At 71.1% G+C, this 20,124-nt stretch carries 22 protein-coding genes; 13 read left to right on the forward strand and 9 right to left on the reverse strand.

The genetic code is table 11. The features are described 5' to 3' along the window. Positions 1–32 precede the first annotated feature (32 nt). Positions 33–422: a hypothetical protein gene (locus RM704_RS38075; protein ID WP_033529491.1), complete on the reverse strand. Its 390-nt coding sequence runs from the start codon at positions 420–422 to the stop codon at positions 33–35. A 196-nt stretch (positions 423–618) separates the two neighbouring features. Here RM704_RS38075 and RM704_RS38080 point away from each other — a divergent pair, with 196 nt between their 5' ends. Continuing rightward, on the forward strand, positions 619–1,863 hold the full coding sequence (locus RM704_RS38080) for a cytochrome P450 family protein (protein WP_033529492.1): 1,245 nt from the start codon (positions 619–621) through the stop codon (positions 1,861–1,863). 545 nt (positions 1,864–2,408) lie between these two features. Here the strand turns inward: RM704_RS38080 and RM704_RS38085 are convergent. Genes RM704_RS38085 through RM704_RS38105 form a run of 5 tightly spaced genes read right to left on the reverse strand, consistent with a single transcriptional unit; the run spans position 2,409 to position 6,570 of the window. After that, positions 2,409–3,716: a cytochrome P450 gene (locus RM704_RS38085; protein WP_033529361.1), complete on the reverse strand. Its 1,308-nt coding sequence runs from the start codon at positions 3,714–3,716 to the stop codon at positions 2,409–2,411. A 50-nt stretch (positions 3,717–3,766) separates the two neighbouring features. Further along, positions 3,767–4,369, reverse strand: coding sequence for a GTP-binding protein (locus tag RM704_RS38090; RefSeq protein WP_033529362.1), 603 nt, complete (start codon positions 4,367–4,369; stop codon positions 3,767–3,769). After that, on the reverse strand, positions 4,347–4,739 hold the full coding sequence (locus RM704_RS38095; protein WP_033529363.1) for a DUF742 domain-containing protein: 393 nt from the start codon (positions 4,737–4,739) through the stop codon (positions 4,347–4,349). Before RM704_RS38095 ends, RM704_RS38090 begins: the two co-directional genes overlap by 23 nt. Continuing rightward, positions 4,736–5,149, reverse strand: coding sequence for a roadblock/LC7 domain-containing protein (locus RM704_RS38100; RefSeq protein ID WP_033529364.1), 414 nt, complete (start codon positions 5,147–5,149; stop codon positions 4,736–4,738). Before RM704_RS38100 ends, RM704_RS38095 begins: the two co-directional genes overlap by 4 nt. Beyond that, positions 5,146–6,570 carry an ATP-binding protein gene (locus tag RM704_RS38105; protein WP_033529365.1) on the reverse strand — a complete coding sequence of 475 codons (1,425 nt, stop codon included), beginning with the start codon at positions 6,568–6,570 and terminating at the stop codon, positions 5,146–5,148. The genes RM704_RS38100 and RM704_RS38105 overlap by 4 nt, the downstream gene beginning before the upstream one ends. A gap of 374 nt (positions 6,571–6,944) precedes the next feature. On the opposite strand from RM704_RS38105, the gene RM704_RS38110 reads away from it, so the two are divergent. From RM704_RS38110 to RM704_RS38135, 6 genes are all read left to right on the forward strand, one after another. Continuing rightward, positions 6,945–7,901, forward strand: a complete 957-nt coding sequence (locus RM704_RS38110; RefSeq protein WP_033529366.1) for a helix-turn-helix domain-containing protein — start codon at positions 6,945–6,947, stop codon at positions 7,899–7,901. 559 nt (positions 7,902–8,460) lie between these two features. Continuing rightward, positions 8,461–10,248 (forward strand): sensor histidine kinase, encoded by a 1,788-nt coding sequence (locus RM704_RS38115; RefSeq protein WP_052146223.1) that lies wholly within the window; start codon positions 8,461–8,463, stop codon positions 10,246–10,248. Beyond that, complete coding sequence (locus RM704_RS38120; protein WP_033529461.1) at positions 10,235–10,672, forward strand: roadblock/LC7 domain-containing protein; 438 nt, start codon at positions 10,235–10,237, stop codon at positions 10,670–10,672. Before RM704_RS38115 ends, RM704_RS38120 begins: the two co-directional genes overlap by 14 nt. Before the next feature lie 4 nt (positions 10,673–10,676). Then, complete coding sequence (locus RM704_RS38125; protein WP_033529367.1) at positions 10,677–11,045, forward strand: DUF742 domain-containing protein; 369 nt, start codon at positions 10,677–10,679, stop codon at positions 11,043–11,045. Continuing rightward, entirely contained in the window at positions 11,023–11,625 is a 603-nt protein-coding gene (locus RM704_RS38130) for a GTP-binding protein (protein ID WP_033529368.1), read from the forward strand. The genes RM704_RS38125 and RM704_RS38130 overlap by 23 nt, the downstream gene beginning before the upstream one ends. A gap of 37 nt (positions 11,626–11,662) precedes the next feature. Further along, positions 11,663–12,247, forward strand: coding sequence for a GAF domain-containing protein (locus tag RM704_RS38135; RefSeq protein ID WP_033529369.1), 585 nt, complete (start codon positions 11,663–11,665; stop codon positions 12,245–12,247). Between the two features lie 231 nt (positions 12,248–12,478). On the opposite strand, the gene RM704_RS38140 is transcribed toward RM704_RS38135, so the two are convergent. Next, a complete protein-coding gene (locus tag RM704_RS38140; RefSeq protein ID WP_033529370.1) occupies positions 12,479–13,714 on the reverse strand; it encodes an acyl-CoA dehydrogenase family protein in 1,236 nt (411 codons plus the stop codon). An 817-nt stretch (positions 13,715–14,531) separates the two neighbouring features. Between RM704_RS38140 and RM704_RS38145 the strand changes: the two genes are divergently transcribed. The 3 genes from RM704_RS38145 (at position 14,532) to RM704_RS38155 (ending at position 15,981) form a co-directional block, all read left to right on the forward strand. Continuing rightward, on the forward strand, positions 14,532–14,831 hold the full coding sequence (locus RM704_RS38145; RefSeq protein ID WP_033529371.1) for a hypothetical protein: 300 nt from the start codon (positions 14,532–14,534) through the stop codon (positions 14,829–14,831). A gap of 74 nt (positions 14,832–14,905) precedes the next feature. Next, the gene (locus RM704_RS38150; protein WP_033529372.1) at positions 14,906–15,334 is read left to right on the forward strand and encodes a roadblock/LC7 domain-containing protein; all 429 of its coding nucleotides are present in this window, start codon (positions 14,906–14,908) and stop codon (positions 15,332–15,334) included. Between the two features lie 44 nt (positions 15,335–15,378). Further along, positions 15,379–15,981 (forward strand): GTP-binding protein, encoded by a 603-nt coding sequence (locus tag RM704_RS38155; RefSeq protein ID WP_033529373.1) that lies wholly within the window; start codon positions 15,379–15,381, stop codon positions 15,979–15,981. 42 nt (positions 15,982–16,023) lie between these two features. Here the strand turns inward: RM704_RS38155 and RM704_RS38160 are convergent, their stop codons facing one another. Together RM704_RS38160 and RM704_RS38165 are read right to left on the reverse strand one after the other, a co-directional pair. Continuing rightward, complete coding sequence (locus tag RM704_RS38160; RefSeq protein ID WP_033529462.1) at positions 16,024–16,935, reverse strand: adenosine kinase; 912 nt, start codon at positions 16,933–16,935, stop codon at positions 16,024–16,026. Positions 16,936–17,048: 113 nt separating this feature from the next. Then, positions 17,049–17,489, reverse strand: a complete 441-nt coding sequence (locus RM704_RS38165; RefSeq protein WP_311592457.1) for an ATP-binding protein — start codon at positions 17,487–17,489, stop codon at positions 17,049–17,051. Between the two features lie 495 nt (positions 17,490–17,984). Between RM704_RS38165 and RM704_RS38170 the strand changes: the two genes are divergently transcribed. The 3 genes from RM704_RS38170 (at position 17,985) to RM704_RS38180 (ending at position 20,084) form a co-directional block, all read left to right on the forward strand. Further along, a complete protein-coding gene (locus tag RM704_RS38170) occupies positions 17,985–18,860 on the forward strand; it encodes a Sco1979 family transcriptional regulator (protein ID WP_033529463.1) in 876 nt (291 codons plus the stop codon). Positions 18,861–18,921: 61 nt separating this feature from the next. Next, complete coding sequence (locus tag RM704_RS38175; protein WP_052146231.1) at positions 18,922–19,134, forward strand: DUF397 domain-containing protein; 213 nt, start codon at positions 18,922–18,924, stop codon at positions 19,132–19,134. Positions 19,135–19,268: 134 nt separating this feature from the next. Further along, entirely contained in the window at positions 19,269–20,084 is an 816-nt protein-coding gene (locus RM704_RS38180; protein WP_311592458.1) for an SAM-dependent methyltransferase, read from the forward strand. Positions 20,085–20,124 lie beyond the last annotated feature (40 nt).

Genomic DNA, 20,124 nt, shown 5'->3' on the forward strand with positions numbered 1-20,124 from the left:
CCCGCGTCCTCGAGAGACGCGGGGTCCGGCGTTCACAGAGCGGCCGCTGCCGCCGCGTCCGTCAGGGCGGTGCGCAGGCGGGCCGTGTTCGTCCAGTAGGTGTCGTGGGTGAGCGGGACGCGCCAGTAGAGGCCGGGGCCCGCGGTGCGGCGCAGGGGCGGGACGGCCACATGGCTGCCCCGGCCGAGGACCTGGACGTCGGGCAGGCGCCAGGCGGACGCGTCGCCCGGAGGGACGAGCCAGTACATGATGCCGCCGTAGCCGTCCTTGATGATGGCGCCGCTCTCGTCCCCGAGGGCCTCCAGGGCGAGGGTGCCGAGGGACACCGGCACCCGTACGGCGTTCCACCAGCGCCCGGCGGGCACGGTGCGTACTTCGGGACTGTAGGAGCACATCCAGCGCGGGGCCCTGCTGACCGTCATGGCACTCACCGGCTCTTCGTGGGGGGTGAGCCCGATCCTAGGAGCGGCCCCGGCGGTCGACTTGCGAGTACGCGCAGGGAAGTTGCCGCCGTACGCAGCGCGCGACGCACGATCTCGCCCGGCCACGCCACCGAGCCGTAGCGTGACCGGGCTTGCACGTTGCGCTGTCGGACCGTCTTCGACCCAGGAGGACCCCATGGGCCACCCGCCCTTAGTGATCGACCCCACCGGCCGTGACATCCACGGTGAGGCGGCCCGTATCCGCGACACGGGTCCGGCGACCCGGGTCGTGCTGCCGGGGCCGCCGGTCGTCGAGGCCTGGGCCGTCAGCAGCCCCGAGCTGCTCAAGCGGCTGCTCACCGACCCTCGGGTGTCGAAGGACGCGCGACAGCACTGGCCGAGGTTCGCCGCCGGTGAGATCACCCCGGAGTGGCCGCTGTTCACCTGGGTCGCCGTGCAGAACATGTTCACCGCGTACGGCGGGGACCACAGGCGGCTGCGCACCCTGGTCGCCAAGGCGTTCACCGCGCGCCGCACCAACGCCCTCCAGCCGCGTATCGAGGCGATCACCAAGGGGCTGCTGGACCGGATCGAGGAGGGCTTCCGGCGCGGGGGGTCCGTCGATCTGCGGGAGGAACTCTGCTACCCGCTGCCCATCCAGGTGATCACCGACCTCTTCGGACTTCCCGAGGAACGGGGCCTGGAACTACGGGAGTTGGTGGACAAGATCTTCGACACCTCCGCCGACCCCGGTGAGATGTCCGCCGCGTACGGGCGGTTGCAGGAGGTGCTGGCCCACCTCGTCGCCACCAAGCGGGAGACGCCCGGCGACGACCTCGCCTCCGGGCTGATCTCCGCCCGCGACGAGGACGACGCCCGGCTCAGCGAGCAGGAGCTGATCGACACCCTGGTGCTGATGATCAGCGCCGGGCACGAGACCACCGTCAACCTCCTCGACCAGGCCGTCCACGCCCTGCTGACCCACCCCGAGCAGCTCGCCCATGTCCGGGAGGGTCGGGCGACCTGGGACGACGTGATCGAGGAGACCCTGCGGGTGCAGGCGCCGGTGGCGAGCCTGCCGCTGCGCTACGCCGTGGAGGACCTCGTCCTCGCCGAGTTCGGCGGCCCGGAGGGTGTGGTGATCGCGCGGGGCGAGCCGATCCTGGCCGCGTACGCGGCCGCCGGGCGCAGCCCCGAACGCCACGGGAAGGACGCGGACGTCTTCGACGTCACCCGGGCCGACAAGGAACACCTCGCCTTCGGTCACGGAGTGCACCACTGCCTGGGCGCCCCGCTCGGCCGACTGGAGGCCCGCATCGCGCTCCCGGCGCTCTTCACCCGGTTCCCGACGCTCGAACTGGCCGTCACGAGCGAGCAGTTGGGACACGTGGAGTCCTTCATCTCCAACGGCCACCGCCACCTCCCGGTCCGCACCGCCTGACGGGGTCGGACTCCGTCCGAGGGGGCCCGCACGGCCGGACGGAGTCCGCACCGGCCCGCCACCCAACGGCGCCGGGCCACCACCAGAAGGAACAAGCAGGCAGCGCCTGACGAGACTGCCCACACCGGCCCGGCGAAGCCGACACCACCTGACCGTCCGGCACCGACGCGACGGCCTCCAAACCGTCCGACGCGACACACCACCGACGGACTGAGTCCGCACCCGCCCACCACCCGATGGGTCCCGACCACCACCAGAAGGACACAGCAGACAGCGCCCGCCGAAACTGCCCACACCGGCCCGGCGAAGCCGACACCACCTGACGGACCGGCACCGACGCCACGTCCCCCACCCCGACCGACGCGACACACCACCGCCGCGCACGACACGCCACCGCTGCACGGGACCTGCCCCCGACGGGCACGCCACCGCCCGACGGACACACCACCCCCCGACGGACACACCAACCCCCGACGGACACACCACCCCCCGTCGGGCACGCCACCCCCCGACGGGCGCGCCACCGCCCGTCGGGCACAGCGTGGTTACTCGCCCCGCCACCAGGACAGCAGGCGGGTCCAGCCGTTCCTCGGGCGGGTGGGATCGGGCTCCCGGGCGGCCGGGGCGACACCGTACGGCCCCTGTGGGCCGCTCGCGGCGGGCCTGGAGGGCTGGGCCCGCGCGCCTACGACGGCCGCCGGCGGGAAGGTCACCGGGAGCGCGGCGAGGGCCCGGTGGAAGGGGCCCGGACGCCACTCCAACGCCTCCACGGGTACGGCGAGGTCGACGTCGGGCAGCCGGTCGAGGAGCTTCTCCACCGCCACCGAGGCGATCAGCCGGGCCTCGCTCTGCGCGGGGCAGTTGTGCGGGCCGGCGCTCCATGCCAAGTGGGCCCGGTTGCCCGTGCGCTGCTCGTTGGTCAGGGCAGGATCGGTGTTGGCGGCGGCCAGCGAGACCACGAGCGGATCACCGGCCCTCAGCAGTGCGCCCTCGTACACCACGTCCCGCTTCGGGTAGTGCACGGCGTAGTTGGCCATCGGCGGATCGGTCCACAGCACCTCGTCGAGGGCGTCCTCGACGGGGAGGCTGCCGCCGGACAGGTCACCGGCGAAGCGGTCGTCGGAGAGCAGCAGCCGCAGTCCGTTGGCGATGAGGTTCTGCTGCGGCTCGGTGCCCGCGCCCATGAGGACGACGAGGGTGTGGATCATCTCCTCGTCGGTGAGCTCCGCCGGGTGCAGCGTGAGCCACGACGTCACGTCCGGCCCGGGCTGCTTCCGCTTGAGCGTGACCAGTTCGAAGAGCGTGGTGCCGAGCAGTTCGTTGGCGCGCTCGGCGTCCACCCCGTCGAAGATGCCGGACATGCCCTCGACCAGCTTCAGCCCCAGTTCGGCCGGGCAGCCGAAGAGGTGGTTGAAGACGAGCAGGGGCAGCACCTGGGCGTACTCGCCGAGGAGGTCGGCCTTGCCGGTGGGCGCGAACCGGTCGATGAGGGTGTCGGCGCTGCGTTCGACGTAGCCGCGCAGGGTGTGGGGCTCGACCCGGGCGAGGCTGTCGGTGATGGCGCCGCGCAGCCGCCGGTGCTCCTCGCCGTCGGAGAACAGGGCGTTGGGCCGGTACATCATCATCGGGACGACGGGGCTGTCCGGGGGGACGGTGCCGTCCGCGAGGTCGTTCCAGCGACGCGGGTCCTTGGAGAAGGTCTCGGTGCTGCGCAGGACGTGCAGGGCCGCGTCGTAGGAGGTGACGAGGGTGGCCCGTACGCCGGGGGCCAGCTCTACGGGTGCGGTCGGTCCGGTCGTGCGCGCCGCCCGGTAGAACGCGGCCGGGTCGGCGGCGAACTCCGGCCCGTACATGGGCCGGTGGGCCGGACAGCCCGGGGGCGGACCGGACGGTGATGCGGGGGTCACGCGGGCTCCCTTTCGGTCGTGCGGCTCAGGAGGTACTCGACGAGGGCGATCAGCGCCCGGGTGGAGGAGTCCGGGTCGCGGGCGTCGCAGCGCACCAGCGGCGTCTCGTCCAGCAGGTCGAGGGCCTCGCGCACCTCCCCCAGCTCGTGCACGGGGGCGCCGTCGAAGTCGTTGACGGCGACGGCGTACGGCAGGCCCAGCTCCTCCAGGACGCCCATCACGTCGAAGGAGTGGGACAGCCGGCGGGTGTCGGCGAGGACCAGCGCGCCGAGGGCACCGCGGGTCATGTCCTGCCAGAGCTTGGTGAAGCGCTGCTGACCGGGGGTGCCGAACAGGTACAGCACCAGGGAGTCGTCGAGGGTGAGGCGGCCGAAGTCCATGGCGACCGTGGTGGTGGTCTTGTCGCGGGTGCCGGCGAGGTCGTCGACGAGCGCGCCGGCCTCGGTCATGACCTCCTCGGTGCGCAGCGGCCGGATCTCGGAGAGCGTGCCGACGAACGTGGTCTTGCCGACCGCGAAGTGACCGACGACGAGCAGCTTGGCGGCCGTGCGCACCGTGGGCCGCAGATAGACGTCGTCAGAGGCGGGCGCGGAGCCCATCGAGGACCTCCTGGAGGATTTTCGCGTCGGACGGCCGGGCGGCCGCCGGGGGTCCCCCCGCGTGCGTCCATTCGATCGCGGGGGACGGTGCGCGGGTGACGATGTGGCCGCTGTCCATGAGGTCGGCGACCAGCACCTTCGTCACGCTGACCGGCAGTTCCAGGTGGCTCGCCACCTCGGCCAGGGAGAGCGAACCGGGCCGGCACAGGTCCATCACCCGGCGCTTCTCCGGGTTGAGGCCGGTCAGCGGCAGATCGGTCGCGGCGACGAGCAGCGTGACCAGGTCCAGGGTGTTGCGGGTCGGGTGGGCGCGGCCGTCGGTGACGACGTACGACCGCACCAGTCGCCCCCGGGGCCGGCGGGGGGTCATGCCCTGCTGCCCGTGTCCAGCCGTGCCGGACTGGTCAGCTCCTTGCCGAGCCGGTCGACGAGCTTGTGCATGCGGTACGTCACCGCCTCCATGTCGACCTCGTCGCCGGTGGAGACCGCGAGGTAGGCACCCTCGCCGGCCGCGACGAGGAAGACGAAGCCGTGTCCGAACTCGATCAGGGTCTGTCGCCACGGGCGGTCGGCGGGGCCGCAGAACTCCGAGGTGCTGCGGCTGATGGACTGCAGTCCCGAGAGCCCGGCGGCGAGGCGCTCGGCGTCGTCGCGGTCGATGTCGGCGGAGTGGGCACGGAGCATGCCGTCGGCGGAGAGCAGGATGGCGTGCCGCGCCTCGGGGACCTTCAGCACGTCGTCGAGCATCCAGCCCAGCTCGTTGTTCGTGGGCTCGATCATGCGTGGGGGGTCCCTTCGTTCTCGTGGGGGGTGGGCGACGCGGCGTCGGCGGCGGCGTCGGCGGAGGCGCGCTCGCGGTCGCGGTCGCGGTCGCGGTCGCGGTCGCGGTCGCGGTCGCGGTCGCGGTCGGGGACGTACTCCTCCTCGTCGAGGATGCGTCCCGCCGCCCGGCCGAATCGGGTGCCGCGGGCGAAGGCGCCCATGAGGCGGGCGTTCTCCTCGGGCGATCGGCCGGGGGGCTCCTCGGTGTGTGCCGCGGGCTCCGGTTCGGGGGCGGTGGTCCGCCTCGGGGTGCGTCGGCGGCGCTTGGGCAGTCCGCCCTCGGTGGTGTCGGCCGGCGCGGTCTCGACGGTGGCCGGGCGGGGGCCGGGGGCGGTGCCGGTCACGGGCGTCACGTCGATCGGTGGCTCCGGGGCGGCGGGCTCCAGGTGGGTGAGCAGCGCGGTGGGCAGGAAGGCGACGGCGCGGACACCGCCGTACGGCGAGCGGGTGTCCACGGAGACGGTGAATCCGTAGCGGCGGGCGAGCATCCCGATGACGGCGAAGCCGAACTGGGGCGGGTCGTCGAGTCGGGTGACGTCCACCCGGTCGTCCCCGGTGAGCAGCCGGGTGGCGCGCCGCACGGCGTGGGCGTCCATGCCGACGCCGGCGTCGTCGATGACCACGCACGCGCCGTTGTGCACGTTCTGGACGTTCACCTCGACGGTGGTGTTGGGCTGGGAGTGCCGGGCCGCGTTGTCGAGGAGTTCGGCGATCGCGAGGACGACCGGTTCCACGGCACGGCTCTCCACCGCGAGGTCGACCCGGCCGTGGACGCGGACACGCCGGTAGTCGCGGATGCGCGAGGTGGCGCCCCGGACGACCTCGACCAGCGGGGAGGTGGCCCGCTGCCGGCCCGGCCAGGAGCCGCAGAGTACGGCGATGGCCTGGGCGCGTCGGCCGAACTGGGCGTTGGTGTGGTCGACTTCGAGGAGGTCGCGCAGCACGTCGGGGTCGTCGTGCCGCTCCTGCATCTCGGAGATGGACATCTGCTGCTCGTTGGCGAGGGCCTGGATCGAGCGCATGGACGCCTTGAGGGCGGCCTTGGCGGACTGGTCGGCGCGGTGCTGCGCGTGCTCGACGGCACCGGAGAAGCGGGCGAGCACCTCGTCGAGGCCCTTGCCGAACTCCGTACCGGCGAGGCGGCCGTCGAGCGGCCCGACGCCGGGGACGGCCTGGCCGGGATGGTCGGCGAGGGCCGGCAGGCGGACCGTGACCAGATGGCGCAGCTCCTCCTCCCGGGCCCGCACGTCCTCGGCCAGGACCGCGTTCCTCGCGCGCTGGCGCCTGGTGATCCCGTGCTGGCGCAGCAGGAGTACGGCGGTGGCGAGCAGGGCCACCGCGAGGGCCCAGGTCACCGCCTGCGATATCGGTTCGGTCATGAAGCACGAGTCCTAACGTCCACAAGTCCCCAGGCGTCGGGGGTTCCCGGGACGCCGGCGGGAGTTGACGGAGCGCACGACGCTAGCGGCGCGACCGTGCGGATACTTTCCGTGACGCGCAGGGAAGTTGTCACAGGGCGCACGAGTGGCGCAAGGGGCGTGATGCGAGTGGCGAGGTTTCGCCCGGCATATTCGGCCCCTCGGTCGGGGCGGCACGGCAACCGCTTGCCACGCTAGGGTGCCCTGCGAGTTCGACCGGACGGTAACCATCTTTGATCAAGCAGAAGTTGAAGATTTCCGTTCGAAGGACCGTAAAGGACCGTAAGAGACAACGAGGACGTCGTCGGGGGCCCGGCACATAGGGGAGGGGAGCGTTGCCCGCGGGAAGTTACAGCGTCGAGGCGCTGACCACCGAGGAGCTGGCCCCGCGTGAGCGCGCCGACTTCTGGACCGAGCAGATCGGCTCGTACCAGTCCCGGATGGGCTTCAGATACGCGCGGTCGGAGAACTTCCGCGGTGAGACCGTGCGGCAGCGCAGCGACACGTACCAGTTGGTGAAGTACCGGTCCGACGAGATCGAGTACACCCGCACGATGCGCCAGGTGCGTCAGGATCCGGACGAGGACTACCGGCTGCTGCTGCCGACGAGCGGCGAGATCGTGCTGCGCCAGAACGGCGAGGAGGCCCGGCTGACCCCGGGCACGGCGGCGCTGGTCACCTTCGCGTCACCGTTCCAGTGCCTGCAGAGCGACGCCATCGACGCGTTCATCCTCACCATCCCGGCCCGCGAGGTGGACGGCCGGCTCAACAACAGGTCGCCGGTGGCCAGTGGGCTGAACCTCGCGACCGGTCTCGGCCGTATCGTCGGCTCGATGCTGACCGGGCTGCACGAGGAGCGCGAGCACCTCACCGACCCGGAGTTCGACGCCGTCTCCGACCGGGTGGTGGAGCTGGTGTGCATGCTGGCCGCCGGCGACGACCGTCCGGACGCCCCGGGGCAGTTGGGCGAGGTGGAGGCGATGGTCCGCCGCTATGTGCGTGACCACGCGGCCGATCCGAACCTCACGGGTACGGCGGTGGCGCGCGCCCTCGGCTGGTCGCTGCGCCAGATCCAACTGGCTCTGCAGAAGGCGGGCACCACGCCCCGCGAGCTGATCCGGGAGGAGCGGCTGCGTCTGGTGCGGGACCGCTTACTGTGCGCGGAGTGCGAGCATCTGACGATCACGGATCTCGCCTACTCCGCCGGTTTCTCCTCCGCGAGTGCCTTGAGCACGGCCTTCCGGCGGCGCTACGGCGTCAGTCCCCGGGAGATGAGGCAGAGCATACGCTGAGTCAACTCCCGTACAGAGCAGGGAGTTCGGGCAAGCTCGGCTCAACGGGGCGCCGTCGAGTAGGTTCTCACACCGGCCTTCCCCATCGTTCCATTGAAGTCTAAAGCTTAGTCAAAGCATGACCGGCGGTCGACCCTGGCCGCTTTCCGCCCCTCGTGGTGTGAATGTTCCTGGAGCGCGTCGTGCCCAGCGTGTGCGACCTCGCCCCTTTCGCACCCCACTCGCCCCTGCCGCACCAGGCGTTGACACGAGGCAACACGGCGCGCGATGGCGTGAATCGTGCGCTTCCGGCGGCCGGGAACGGCAGCCGGAACGGTCGAATCCGCAGGTGACCCCCCTCGCGGCAGTCCCTCTTTCACAGACGGCGCGGCGCCGTGGCCGAGGTGTGAAGAACTGCTGCGGCGCCGCCTCGCGCGGAGACGGTAGAAAGGCGTCAGGGGCCCTTGCCGCACTGACGGCACCTCAGGTGACAGACCTCCCCTGAGCGTCTAGGACCGCTGGTCAGATAGTTGACGTTCTTCGCTACTCTGTCGCGTACTGGCTGATCGAGAGGACTCCGATGCCTGAACCCCCACCCTTCGCAACGACCCCGGAACACGGTCGGCCGGACACGACGACTCCCCCGGCCCGTCACCGGCACGGAAAGCCCGGGGTGTCGGATTCCGCGAACTCCTCCGCAGCACAGCCCCGACTGACGCGGCTCGCCGTTCTCCCGGCCGCGTTCATGGCCGGAATTTCCACCGCCGTCACGGGCACGGTCCTGCGGCTCCAGGAGGGCACGGCCGACGCCGCCACCTGGGGAGTGCTGGCGGGCGGTGCGGTCCTGGGCTGCGGCTGTCTGGCCGGAGCCGTGCTGTCCGCCAGGAAGCGGGCCAGGTCCGACGCGCAGCGCGCCGAGTCGCTGCGCCGGGCCATCACCACCGGCAACTGGGCGCTCGACGAGGACCTGACCCGCCTCAAGCGCGGCGAACAGTTGCTCTCGCGCGGCTTCGCCTACCAGGCCTCGCGCGCCGAGGACCCGTTCCAGAAGCTGGAGTACGACGTCACGGAGGCCCAGCACCGGGCCCGCGAGGCGCTCGTCTGGGCGGCGAGCTACTTCCAGGCGGCCTCCGACGACAACAGCGACAAGGTCGAGGTCTTCGTCAACCTGGCCCGTCGGCTCCAGTCGCTCGTCCACCGCACCATCCGTGAACTGGACGATCTGGAGAACCAGGTCGAGGACCCGGACCTGCTCCGCCGCATCTTCGGCATCGACCACCTGGCCACCCGAATACGCCGGCACGCCGAGAACCTCGCGGTGCTCGGCGGGGCGGTCTCCCGCCGCCAGTGGACGAATCCGGTGACGCTGACCGAGGTGCTGCGGTCCTCCATCGCCGAGGTCGAGCAGTACTCCCGCGTCAAACTGGTGCCGCCCATCGAGGGCACGCTGCGCGGCCACGCGGTCGCCGACGTCATCCACCTGCTGGCCGAGCTGGTCGAGAACGCCACGATGTTCTCCCACCCGGACACCCAGATCCTCCTGCGCTCCCGCCGGGTGACCGCCGGCATCGCCATCGAGGTGGAGGACCGCGGCCTGGGCATCCCCCAGGAGGACCAGGACCGGATCAACAAGCTGCTCGCCGACCCGGCCCGCATCGACGTCGCCAAGCTGCTCGCCGACGGCCGGATCGGTCTGTTCGTGGTGTCCTCGCTGGCCCGTCGGCACGGCATCGCGGTTCAGCTGCAGGGCAACATCTACGGCGGCGTGCAGGCCATCCTCGTCCTCCCGCAGGGCCTGCTGGGCGACGAGGAGGGACAGATGCCCCTCCAGGCCCCGGTCCAGGCACGGCAGCCCACCGCCCCCCGGCCGGCGCAGACACCCCCGCCCGCCTGGCAGCCCCAGCAGCACGCGGCTCCCCCGTCCGCCGGACCGTCCCCCGCGCACGCGGCTCCCCCGCCGCACCACGCCTCCCATGCCGGTCCCCCGCCGGGCGTACCGCAGCGGTCGGCAGCCCCGGCGCCGCCCCCGCAGGCCGCACGGCACGAGCGGGCGCGGCCCGTCGCCGACGTACGGTCGGAGTACCGGCCCTCCGGGTACGAACGTCCGGCGCCCGGCCCTGGGGGGTCCGGCAGGCCGAACCTGCCCAAGCGGCGTGCCATGGAGCACCTGGCGCCCGAGCTCCGTCAGGGGCCGGCGCCGCGTCCCGACACCACCGAGCAGGAACTGAACTTCAGCCCCGGCCTCCTGGCCGGAATCAATCGAGGCTTCGGTCTCGCCGGCGCGACCTCCGACGCGATCCCCGTCGACGAAGCGCGCTGGGCCCCGCCCCAACCGCAAGGAGAAGAACCCCACCATGGTGAGCGATAGCCACCCCACCGGGCAGAACATCGACTGGCTGCTGGACAACCTCAAGAAGACCGTTCCCGGTACCCGGCAGGTCCTGTTGCTGTCGTCCGACGGCTTGAGCAAGGCACATGTGGATCTGAGCACCGACGACGCCGACCGGCTCGCCGCGATAGCCTCCGGGCTCAACTCCCTGGGCCGTTCCTTCGGGCACGACAGGGTGCTGGGCAACGGCGGCACCGTCCGTCAGGTCATCGTGGAGCTGCACAACGGCATCCTCATCGTGGCCTCGGCGGGTCACGGCGCCGTGCTGGCGGTCACCGCGGACGCGTCCACGCACACCGAGACGCTCGGCTACGAGATGGGCATGCTCATCCGGGCCGTGCAGCCGTTCCTCGCCACGCCGGCCCGCCGCCCGACCATCGCGCCGTCCAGCGCGGGGATGTGACGCGATGACGGACGAGCTGTTCCTGGACGAGGAGGCCGGACGCTTAGTCCGGCCGTTCACCGTCAGCAACGGGCGCACTCGACCCTCGACATCCTTCGACCTGCTCACCCTGGTGATGGCCACCGGTGTCCGGCCGCTCGCAGACCTCGGCCCCGATCACGACATGGTGCTCGGGCTGTGCGTCAGGCCGGTGCCGGTGGTCGAGGTGGCCGCGCGGATGAACCTGCCGATCGCGGTCACCAAAGTCCTGTTGTCCGACCTGGTGCAGCACGAGGCGCTCACCGCACGGGCGCCCCGTGCCGTAGAGGCGGCCTCCGCCGCCAACCGAGAAGTTTTGGAGGCGGTGCTTGATGGCCTACGCGCACGACTCTGACCCCTTCCCGACCGCCCTGAAGATCCTCGTGGCGGGCGGGTTCGGGGTGGGCAAGACGACCTTCGTGGGGGCGGTCAGCGAGATCGCGCCGCTGAGCACCGAGGAGGTCATCACCACGGCCAGCGCCGGTACGGACAGCCTCGCCGGGATCGAGGAGAAGTCCACCACCACGGTGGCCCTCGACTTCGGCCGGATCACGCTCGGTTCGGACCACGTCCTGTACCTGTTCGGCACACCCGGGCAGGAACGGTTCTGGTTCATGTGGGACGAGCTCTCCGACGGGGCGCTGGGCGCGGTGGTCCTCGCCGACACCCGTCGGCTCGACGCGTGCTTCCCCGCTGTGGACTTCTTCGAGGTGCGCGGCATCCCGTTCGTCGTGGGGGTGAACGAGTTCGACGGCGCCTACCAGTACTCCCTCGAAGAGGTCCGTGACGCCATCGGCCTGAAGTCCAACGCGCCGATCGTGTTCTGCGACGCCCGGCACTGCAGCTCCGGTACGGGTGTGCTCGTCGAACTCGTGCAGCATCTGCTCGCCATGACACCCGGCGTGGCGTCGCACCAGCCACCCGCGCTCCGTTGATTCATACTCGACTCAGCCGCCCTGGAACGGAGTTCCGATGAACAGCCCCTATTCCTCCTATGAGCCACCGCTCGACCGCCTGCTCCTCACGCCCGAGGATCCGGGGGCTCCGCAGCGTGCGGCGAGGCTCGCCCAGTTGGGGCTCGCCGACACCCCCCGGGCCGAGTTCGACGCGTTCGCGCGCCGGCTGGCCCTGGAGCTGGACGCGCCGTACGCGATGGTCAACTTCGTCGACGACAGGCGTCAGTTCTTCGCCGGGCTCTACACACCGGACGCCGGGCCCGTGAACATCGCGCAGGGGCAGGCCGCCGAGACCTCGATGAGCCGGGAGATGCGTCTGGACCACGGCTTCTGCCCGCACACCGTCAAGCGGACGGCGGCACTGGTGCTCGACGACGTCTGCGACTACCCGCGGTTCGCGGGCAATCCGGTCGTCGACGAGATCGGCATCCGCTCCTACATGGGCGCGCCGCTCGTCGACACGCTGGGAGGCATGAACCTCGGCACGATCTGCGTCGTCGACACCGACTCCCGTACATGGGGACGGCAGCGGCTGGAGATCATCAAGCACATGGCCCAGGAGATGTCCGACCGGATCCAGGCCATCGCCACCGGCCACTGAGGCACGGCCGGGCGCCGCCGCCGGTCCGGCACGGTCGAGGGGAAGCGGGCCGCCGGGCACCCGGAACACGAAAGCCGCGGACACGTCGTCGTGTCCGCGGTTTCTCTGTGTCCCCCCGGGCTCGGGCCACGCCCGTGACGAGCCGGCGGGACGGTAAGGGACGGTCGGGCAGTTCTCCGCGCCCCTCGCGGGGCGCGGTGCGCCGTGCGCCGGGTTTCCGGCCGGGTCCGCTCAGACCAGTTCACCCACCGGGACCGGCTCCGGTTGCCGCTGCCCGGCCGGCTGCGTACGGACCAGATCGGCGAGCCGCTCGGACCACTCGCCCTTGTTCTCGCCGAGCGCGAACTCGCCCAGCCTGAGGCCCTGGATCTCGGAGGTGCCGGCGGGCGCGTAGATGTGGAAGGCGTCGCGCAGGTAGCGCTCCACCGGGCGGTCGGTGAACAGGCCGCACGCGGCGTGCATCTTGACGGACTCCTGGGCCGACTCGATGGACGCCTCGACGTTGTAGAGCTTCGCCGACATCAACTCGACGTCGCAGGGCCGTCCGTTGTCCAGCAGGTGCGCGGCGAGGTAGGCGCTCTGCCGGGCGAGGGTGAGGCGCTGCAGCATCCGCCCCAGCTCGATCTTGATGTTGGGCAGGTGTCCGAGCGGCTTGCCGTAGCGCTGGGTCTCCCCGCAGTACCGGGCGGTCTCCTCGAACACCGCCTGGTGGATGCCCAGGGACACCGCTGTCAGGTTGAGGCGGCCGTAGAGCACCGACGAGGAGTAGGCGACGGCCAGCCCCTCGCCCTCCTCGCCGAGCCGGTTGGCGGCCGGCACCCGGCAGTTGTCGAAGATGAGCTCGCCGAAGCTGAACCCGTGCAGGCCCATGGAGGGCACCTGGGGCGCCAGGGAGAAGCCGGGCCGGTCGGACTCGACGAGGAAGGCCGTCATGCCCTTGGAGCCCGGCCCGGTGCGGACCACGACCCCGTGCACGTCGCCCACGTGGCTGTTGCCGACGAAGACCTTGCGGCCGTTGAGGATGTAGTCGTCGCCGTCCCGTACCGCGCTGCTCTCCATGCCGGCCACATGGCCCCCCGACCCCGGCTCGGTGACGGCGATGGTGGGCAACACCTCTCCCGCGGCGATCTTCGGCAGCCAGTACCGCTTCTGGCTGTCGTCGCCGAAGTGGATGATCTTGGCGACGCCCAGCTGGGAGGCCTGGACCATGGCTCCCATCGCGCCGCTCACCCGCGACAGTTCCTCGATGATGATGGTCTTGGCGAGGTGGCCCGCGCCCATGCCGCCGTGGGCGGGGTCGATCGTGGCGCCGATCCAGCCCTGTTGGGCGATCAGACGGGAGAGCCCCACCAGTGCGGTACGGGAGGTCTCCATCTCGGGTATCAGGGGGCGTACCACGCGCTCGGCGAACTCGCGTACGCGCTGCCGTAGATCTTCGTGGTCCTGGGTTGTGAAGACGTGTTCCACGCCAAGCCCTTCTAGGCGTTTCCCCGCGCCCGGGGGAGACGCGGTGGCTGTGCGTCGGATCGTGGTTCCGGTTGGGAGTCTTACCGACGAGGAACATGGTCTACAAATCAACCTCTTACGCCAAGATCGTTTAGGGGGTTTGGCCGAAACATTGACAGTTGAAATATGGGCCGAAATGTGAGATGAGAGTCCGGCAATGTCCATATTTTGATACTTTCCGAGTCGAACTTGCCCGACTGTCCGACTCGGGAGCGGGCGGCGGCGGACCTGGCCACCAGCCGAACGCCCAACGCCACGGCTTCCCTTCGCGCTGTGCACCGCCAAATACCAAACTGCGGCGCCCCGTGTGGGGGTTTGAGCAGGTCGCCGTAGATTTCAAGCCACGCCCCTCGACGCCGGATGTGGCTGGACAGTGCCGATCCTGCGGGGCTGCTGTGTCGACAAGTCAGCTTTCCGCGAGGCACCGGAACCTTCCGCTCCCGTCGATCCGCCCCGGCACCGCCCGCCCGCGCGGCCGCCGGGCCAAGTACTGCCGTCCGCTGGCGAGTTGCGCTCGGGCGAGAGCGGGTCACGGTCGGGCAGGTGCTGACGACGGGGCTCGGGTCCTGATACCGTTCCGTCCGCCCGCCGACTTCCGCCGACGGTGTGTCAAGCCGGGCACGGGGGATGCCGGGCGGCTCGCGGGCGCACCCCCACCGCCGTCGGATGTTCACTGTCGTACGAGGATTCAGATGCCAGGCACCCTCCCCCGCGCTCGAACCGAGTCGCGCGGCGGGACCCTCACCGGCACCGCACCCGGTACGAGCCGGTGGCCCCGATGAGCGGTGACACGCCCCGCACCGGGACCGGCGCGGCGCCCCTCCCCCAGGGTCTGCCCCGGCGGGCCCGGAACGCCCCGTCCACGCCACGGCTTGGCGAGAACACGGCCGACGCCCCCTCGACGGCCGACGGCGACGACACCGCCGACACGCTCCGCCCCGACGCCCTGGCCCGCGTCATGGTGGCGATCCAGCAGGGCTCGACACGGGCCAGGCTCGCCGAACCCGACGGCGACGTCGACGGCACCCCTGGCACCGACGGCCCTCCGGCACCCCGACCAGGTCCCGAGGCCGCCTGACGGGCGCTGCCCCCGGCGCCCCGACGACCCGGCGCCGTCCCTGGCGCCGACCGACCGTGAGGAACACGCACGACATGACAGAGCAGGAACGACCCGGTCCCCAACTGGACTGGCTGCTGGACGGACTCGTGGAACGCATACCCGAGATCCACTGCGCCATCGTGCTCTCCGGGGACGGCCTTCTCATCGGCAAGTCGAAGGACATCCGGTTCGACGACGCGGAGCATCTGTCGGCCGTCGGCTCCGGCATGCACAGCCTGGCCAGGGGCGTGGCCCGTCACTTCCAGGGCGGTGAGGTCCAGCAGACCGTCATCCAGATGGAGCGGGCGTTCCTCTTCGTCACCGCCGCGGGGCGGGGCGCGCGGCTGGCCGCGATCGCCTCGGAGGAGGTGGACGTCGGCATGATGGCCTTCGAGATGGGCACCTTGGTCAAACAGGTCGGCAAGTACCTGAGTGCGGCGCCCCGTTCGGAGACCCCGTCCGGTTACGTGCAGGACGCGTGAGGCGCGGCGGCGGCCGGGCCCGGAACTCGTCGAAAGGGTGATGGATGGTGTCCGTCAGCTCCGGGCCGGTCGTACCCACCGCCCTGAAGGTCCTCATCGCGGGCGGTTTCGGCGTCGGCAAGACCACGATGGTCGGCTCGGTGAGCGAGGTGACGCCGCTGGCGACCGAGGAGCACATCACCGCGGCCGGCAGACGCGTGGACGACCTGAGGGGCGTGGAGAAGAAGGTCTCCACCACCGTCGCCCTGGACTTCGGACGGATCACGTTCTCCCCCGAGCTGGTGCTGTATCTCTTCGGCACGCCGGGACAGGACCGCTTCTGGTTCATGTGGGACGACCTGTGCAGCGGTGCCCTCGGTGCCGTGGTCCTCGCCGACACCCGCAAGCTCGACGCCTGCTTCCCCGCGGTCGACTTCTTCGAGTCCCGCGACATCCCCTTCGCGATCGGCGTCAACTGCTTCGACGGGAAGCGTGAGGTCGACACCGAGCAGGTCCGCCAGGCGCTCGACCTGTCGCCCGACGTTCCGGTCCTCCTGTGCGACGTACGGCAGCGCCACTCCAGCAAGGAGCTCCTGCTGGCGGTGCTCGGCGCGGCCCGCCGCAGGATGGAGGCCCGCCTGGTGGCGGCCGGGCTCCGCCCGGGCTGAGGCCTCCCGGAGCGGCCGGGTGTCGCAGCGCCCTGGAGTAGGTCAGCCGGTCGACTCCGCGGCCGCGGCCAGCAGTTCGGTCCGTCCGATCGAGTCGGTGCGGGTCGCCGGGACGGTGCAGGCGTACGCGCCCGCGACAGCGCCGAAGAGAGCGCACCGGTGCGGTTCCTCACCGGTGAGCCGGCCGAAGAGGTAGCCCGCCGCGAAGGCGTCGCCCGCCCCGTTGGAGTCCACGACCGGGGTCGGCGGAGCCACCGGCGGGACGTGCCTCAGCTCGCCGTCGACGAGGTGGTACGCGCCCCGCGCCCCGTCCGTGGCGACGACCGTCCGGGCCCGGCCCCGCTCGGTGATCCGGCGCATGGTCCTCTCCGGGTCGGCAAGCGCGGCCGCCGACAGGAAGACCAGGTCGGAGGCGAGGGCGAACGGCTCGTGGTACGGGTTGACGCCGTCCCAGTCGTGCAGATCGGTCGAGACGGTGACCCCCAGTTCGCTCAGCACCGGCAGCGAGGCCGCGCACGGGCGGGTGAGAGAGACGTGGACGTGGTGGCTGACCCCGGCCAGCGCGCGGACCGTGTCCGGGGGCAGCTCGTCCACCTCCTGGCTCCGGCTGCCGTCGTAGAGCGAGCAGCGGCGCCCGTCCGGGCCGACCAGATTCACCGCGCGGCGGGTGCCGCCGGGCAGGGGTACCTCGGTGAGCGGGATGCCCCGGTCCCGGTGGAGGGCGCGGACCAGGTCCCCTTCGTGGTCGTCACCGAGCACGTCGAGGTGGTGCGTCCGCAACCCGAGCGCGTGCAGGGCCACCGCCGTGAAGTCGCCGGTCTGTCCGGCCCGGGTCTCGATGGCCGGCACGAGATGGCTGTCGGCGAACGGGAGCGGCAGTTCTGGAACGCGGACGATGGTGTCGACGCCCGCCCCGCCCAGCACGAGGACGTCGATCTCGGACTCGCTGCGCACGGTGCCTCCCACGGCGACGGGCCGACTGTGGAGGCAGCGTACGTCCGGGCGCGCGGCCGCACGCCGCGGACCGCGGAGAACCGCGCGCCCGGCCACGACCGCCGCCGCGGCGCCTACGTCCAGGACGGGTCGGTCAAGGGAAAGCCTCCGCTCTCGTGCGGAGCCGTCGGAGGGGCGGGCTCGGCGGTTTCCCGGCCCTCCGACGGCAGTTCTGCCCAGACGACACGACCGGACCGTTGTGGGGTGTCGCGCACCCCCCAGTCGCTGCTGAGCATGCCGACCAGCATGAGCCCACGCCCATTCTGGTCGTCGGGGCCCGGACGACGCCGGGCAGGCTGTGCGTGACCGCTGTTCTGGTCCTCCACCTCGATCCGCAGACGGCGGCCGGTGAAGTGCAGCCGGCACACGATCCACTCACTGTCCGTGTGTGTCAACGCGTTGGTGACCAGTTCGGACGTGATCAGGAGCGCGTCCTCACGGGTCTCCGGACGCACCTCCCACTCGCCGAGCAGCTCGCGCACGGTTCTGCGGGCCTCGCCCGCCGAGGCGGGCACCGCGGGCAGTCCGAAAACTCCCGCTCTATGGGGTTCGTACGCCTCTGTGCCAAGGGGTGGGTACATGGTCGGGGCTAACCGGTCCGGGGACTGGGGGAGAGTGGGCGGAGCCATCGCCGTATGCCTTTCGTCGGCCCTTCGCACCGGTGTGCCGCCGGTGCCACGGCCGCCTCGCCATTCGCCGCGAGCTCGGGCAACTCGCTGCGAAGAGCGCTGAGTTGCGGCCACATCTCCCCCAACCTGGCCGCGCGGCCCCAGCGTTCACCGAGGCCGTGACGGTACGTCCACTGTGGCATCCGCGAACAACACCTCGCAACCAGCAAGTTGAAATTTGCAATTTGTGGGTCGCATGCTGACCCCGTTCGAGCCAAGATCGTGTCAGACTGCGCTCGCGAAGCGACTCGCACAACAACGCGCATTCCTTGAACGAAAGCGCGCAGGACTCGTAATCCAGTTCGACATGACCTCTGTGGCTCGGCGTGAGGGGTGGTGGGCGTGACCGCGGAAACGGACTGGGGCGGCGCCCCCTCCGTACTGCGCATGATCCTCGGCAGACAGCTGGAGGAGTTGCGCACTCGTGCCGGGCTGACGTTCGAGCAGGCGGGCGAGGCGATCGGTGTCAGCCATTCCACGATCCGCCGCCTGGAGTCCGCCAAGGTCGCCCGGCTGCGCCTGCCGGATGTCGAGAAACTCCTCCAGGTCTACGGCGTACGGGACCAGCAGGAGATCGAGACCTTCCTGAAGTCGGTCCGCGAGGCCAACAAACGCGGTTGGTGGCACACCTACCGCGACGTCCTGCCCGACTGGTTCGCCGCCTATCTCAGCCTGGAACAGGCGGCACTCCAGATCCGCGCGTACGAGGCGCAGTTCGTGCACGGCCTGCTCCAGACCGAGGAGTACGCCCGTGCCCTGCTCGGCGCCGGCAACCCGCACGCGGCGACGGAGGACACCGAGCGGCGGGTGGCGCTGCGGATGCGCCGCCAGGAGCTCCTCACCCGCGCCCAACCGCCGCGGCTGTGGGTGGTGATGGACGAGACGGTGCTCAGATGGCCGGTCGGCGGACCGGACGTGATGCGCGCCCAGATCGACCACCTGATCGAGCTGAACCGGCTGCCGCATGTGACGGTCCAGCTCATGCCGTTCCTCAACGGCCCGCATCCGGCGATGCGGGCCGGTGCGTTCCACCTCTTCCGGTTCAGGGCTCCCGAGTTGCCGGACATCGTCTACCTCAGCGGTCTGGTGGGCGCGGTGTATCTCGACAAGGGGGACGACGTCGTCGTCTACCGCGAGGCCCTGGACCGGCTGGGCGCCCAGTCGGCGCCCGCCCGCAAGACCGAGGCCCTCCTCGGCGCGCTACGCAAGGAGCTCTGACGTGCACCACCGCATATCCCGGACAACGACCCACGGAGTACACAACGACGTCCGCAACGGCATGCCCGCCCGCGACCTCGGCGCCCAGGACTGGCACCGGCCGTGGAGCGACGACGCGGGCGGCGCCTGCGTCGAGGTGAAGAAGCTCGCCGACGGCCGGGTCGCCGTGCGCCAGTCGACCGACCCGGACGGCCCGGCGCTGGTCTTCACCCCCCGTGAGATGACCACCTTCCTGGCCGGTGTGAAAGCGGGCGAGGCCGACTTCCTGCTCTGACCGGCTCAACCTGCTTGCTGCGACGCCCCGTTGACGCACCACCTGTTTCTGGATCCGGGGGTTCCGGCACTTGCCCGAACCCCCGGACCTGCCCGATCGTGCACCTGGACAGAACGACTGATGGGAGGGACGGCGTGCCCGACAACGGATGGCCGGCCGACCGGATCGACACCGAGCACGCGCACTCCGCGCGTATCTACGACTACATCCTCGGCGGCAAGGACTACTACCCGGCCGACAAGGAGGCCGGTGACGCGATGGCGCACGAGTGGCCGGCCCTGCCGGTCCACATGCGCGCCAACCGCGACTGGATGAACCGCGCGGTGCGCTGGCTCGCCGAGAAGGCGGGCATGCGCCAGTTCCTCGACATCGGAACCGGCATCCCCACCTCCCCCAACCTCCACGAGATAGCCCAGTCGGTGGCCCCCGAGTCCCGGGTCGTCTACGTGGACAACGACCCGATCGTCCTCACCCTGTCCCAGGGGTTACTGGCCAGCACCCCCGAGGGCAGGACCGCGTACATCGAGGCGGACTTCCAGGACCCGGAGACCGTCCTCGGCTCCCCCGAGTTCCTGGAGACCCTCGACCTGAGCCAGCCGGTCGCGCTCACCGTGATCGCGATCGTGCACTTCGTGCTGGACGAGGACGACGCGGTCGGCATCGTCCGCCGGCTCCTCGAACCCCTCCCCTCGGGCAGCTATCTGGCGATGACCATCGGCACCGCCGAGTTCGCCCCCGAGGAGGTGGGCCGGGTCGCCCGCGAGTACGCGGCCCGTGACATGCCGATGCGGCTGCGCACCATCGACGAGGCCCACGAGTTCTTCGAGGGGCTGGAACTCGTCGAGCCGGGCATCGTCCAGGTCCACAAGTGGCACCCGGACGGCACGGGCGAGCAGGACATCCGGGACGAGGACATCGCGATGTACGGGGCGATCGCCCGGACGCCGTGAGCCGGGGCGGCGTGTCCTCCGGCCGGCGACAGGCCGGAGG

This window comes from Streptomyces gottesmaniae, from assembly GCF_031845845.1.
GTDB classification, from domain to species: domain Bacteria; phylum Actinomycetota; class Actinomycetes; order Streptomycetales; family Streptomycetaceae; genus Streptomyces; species Streptomyces akebiae.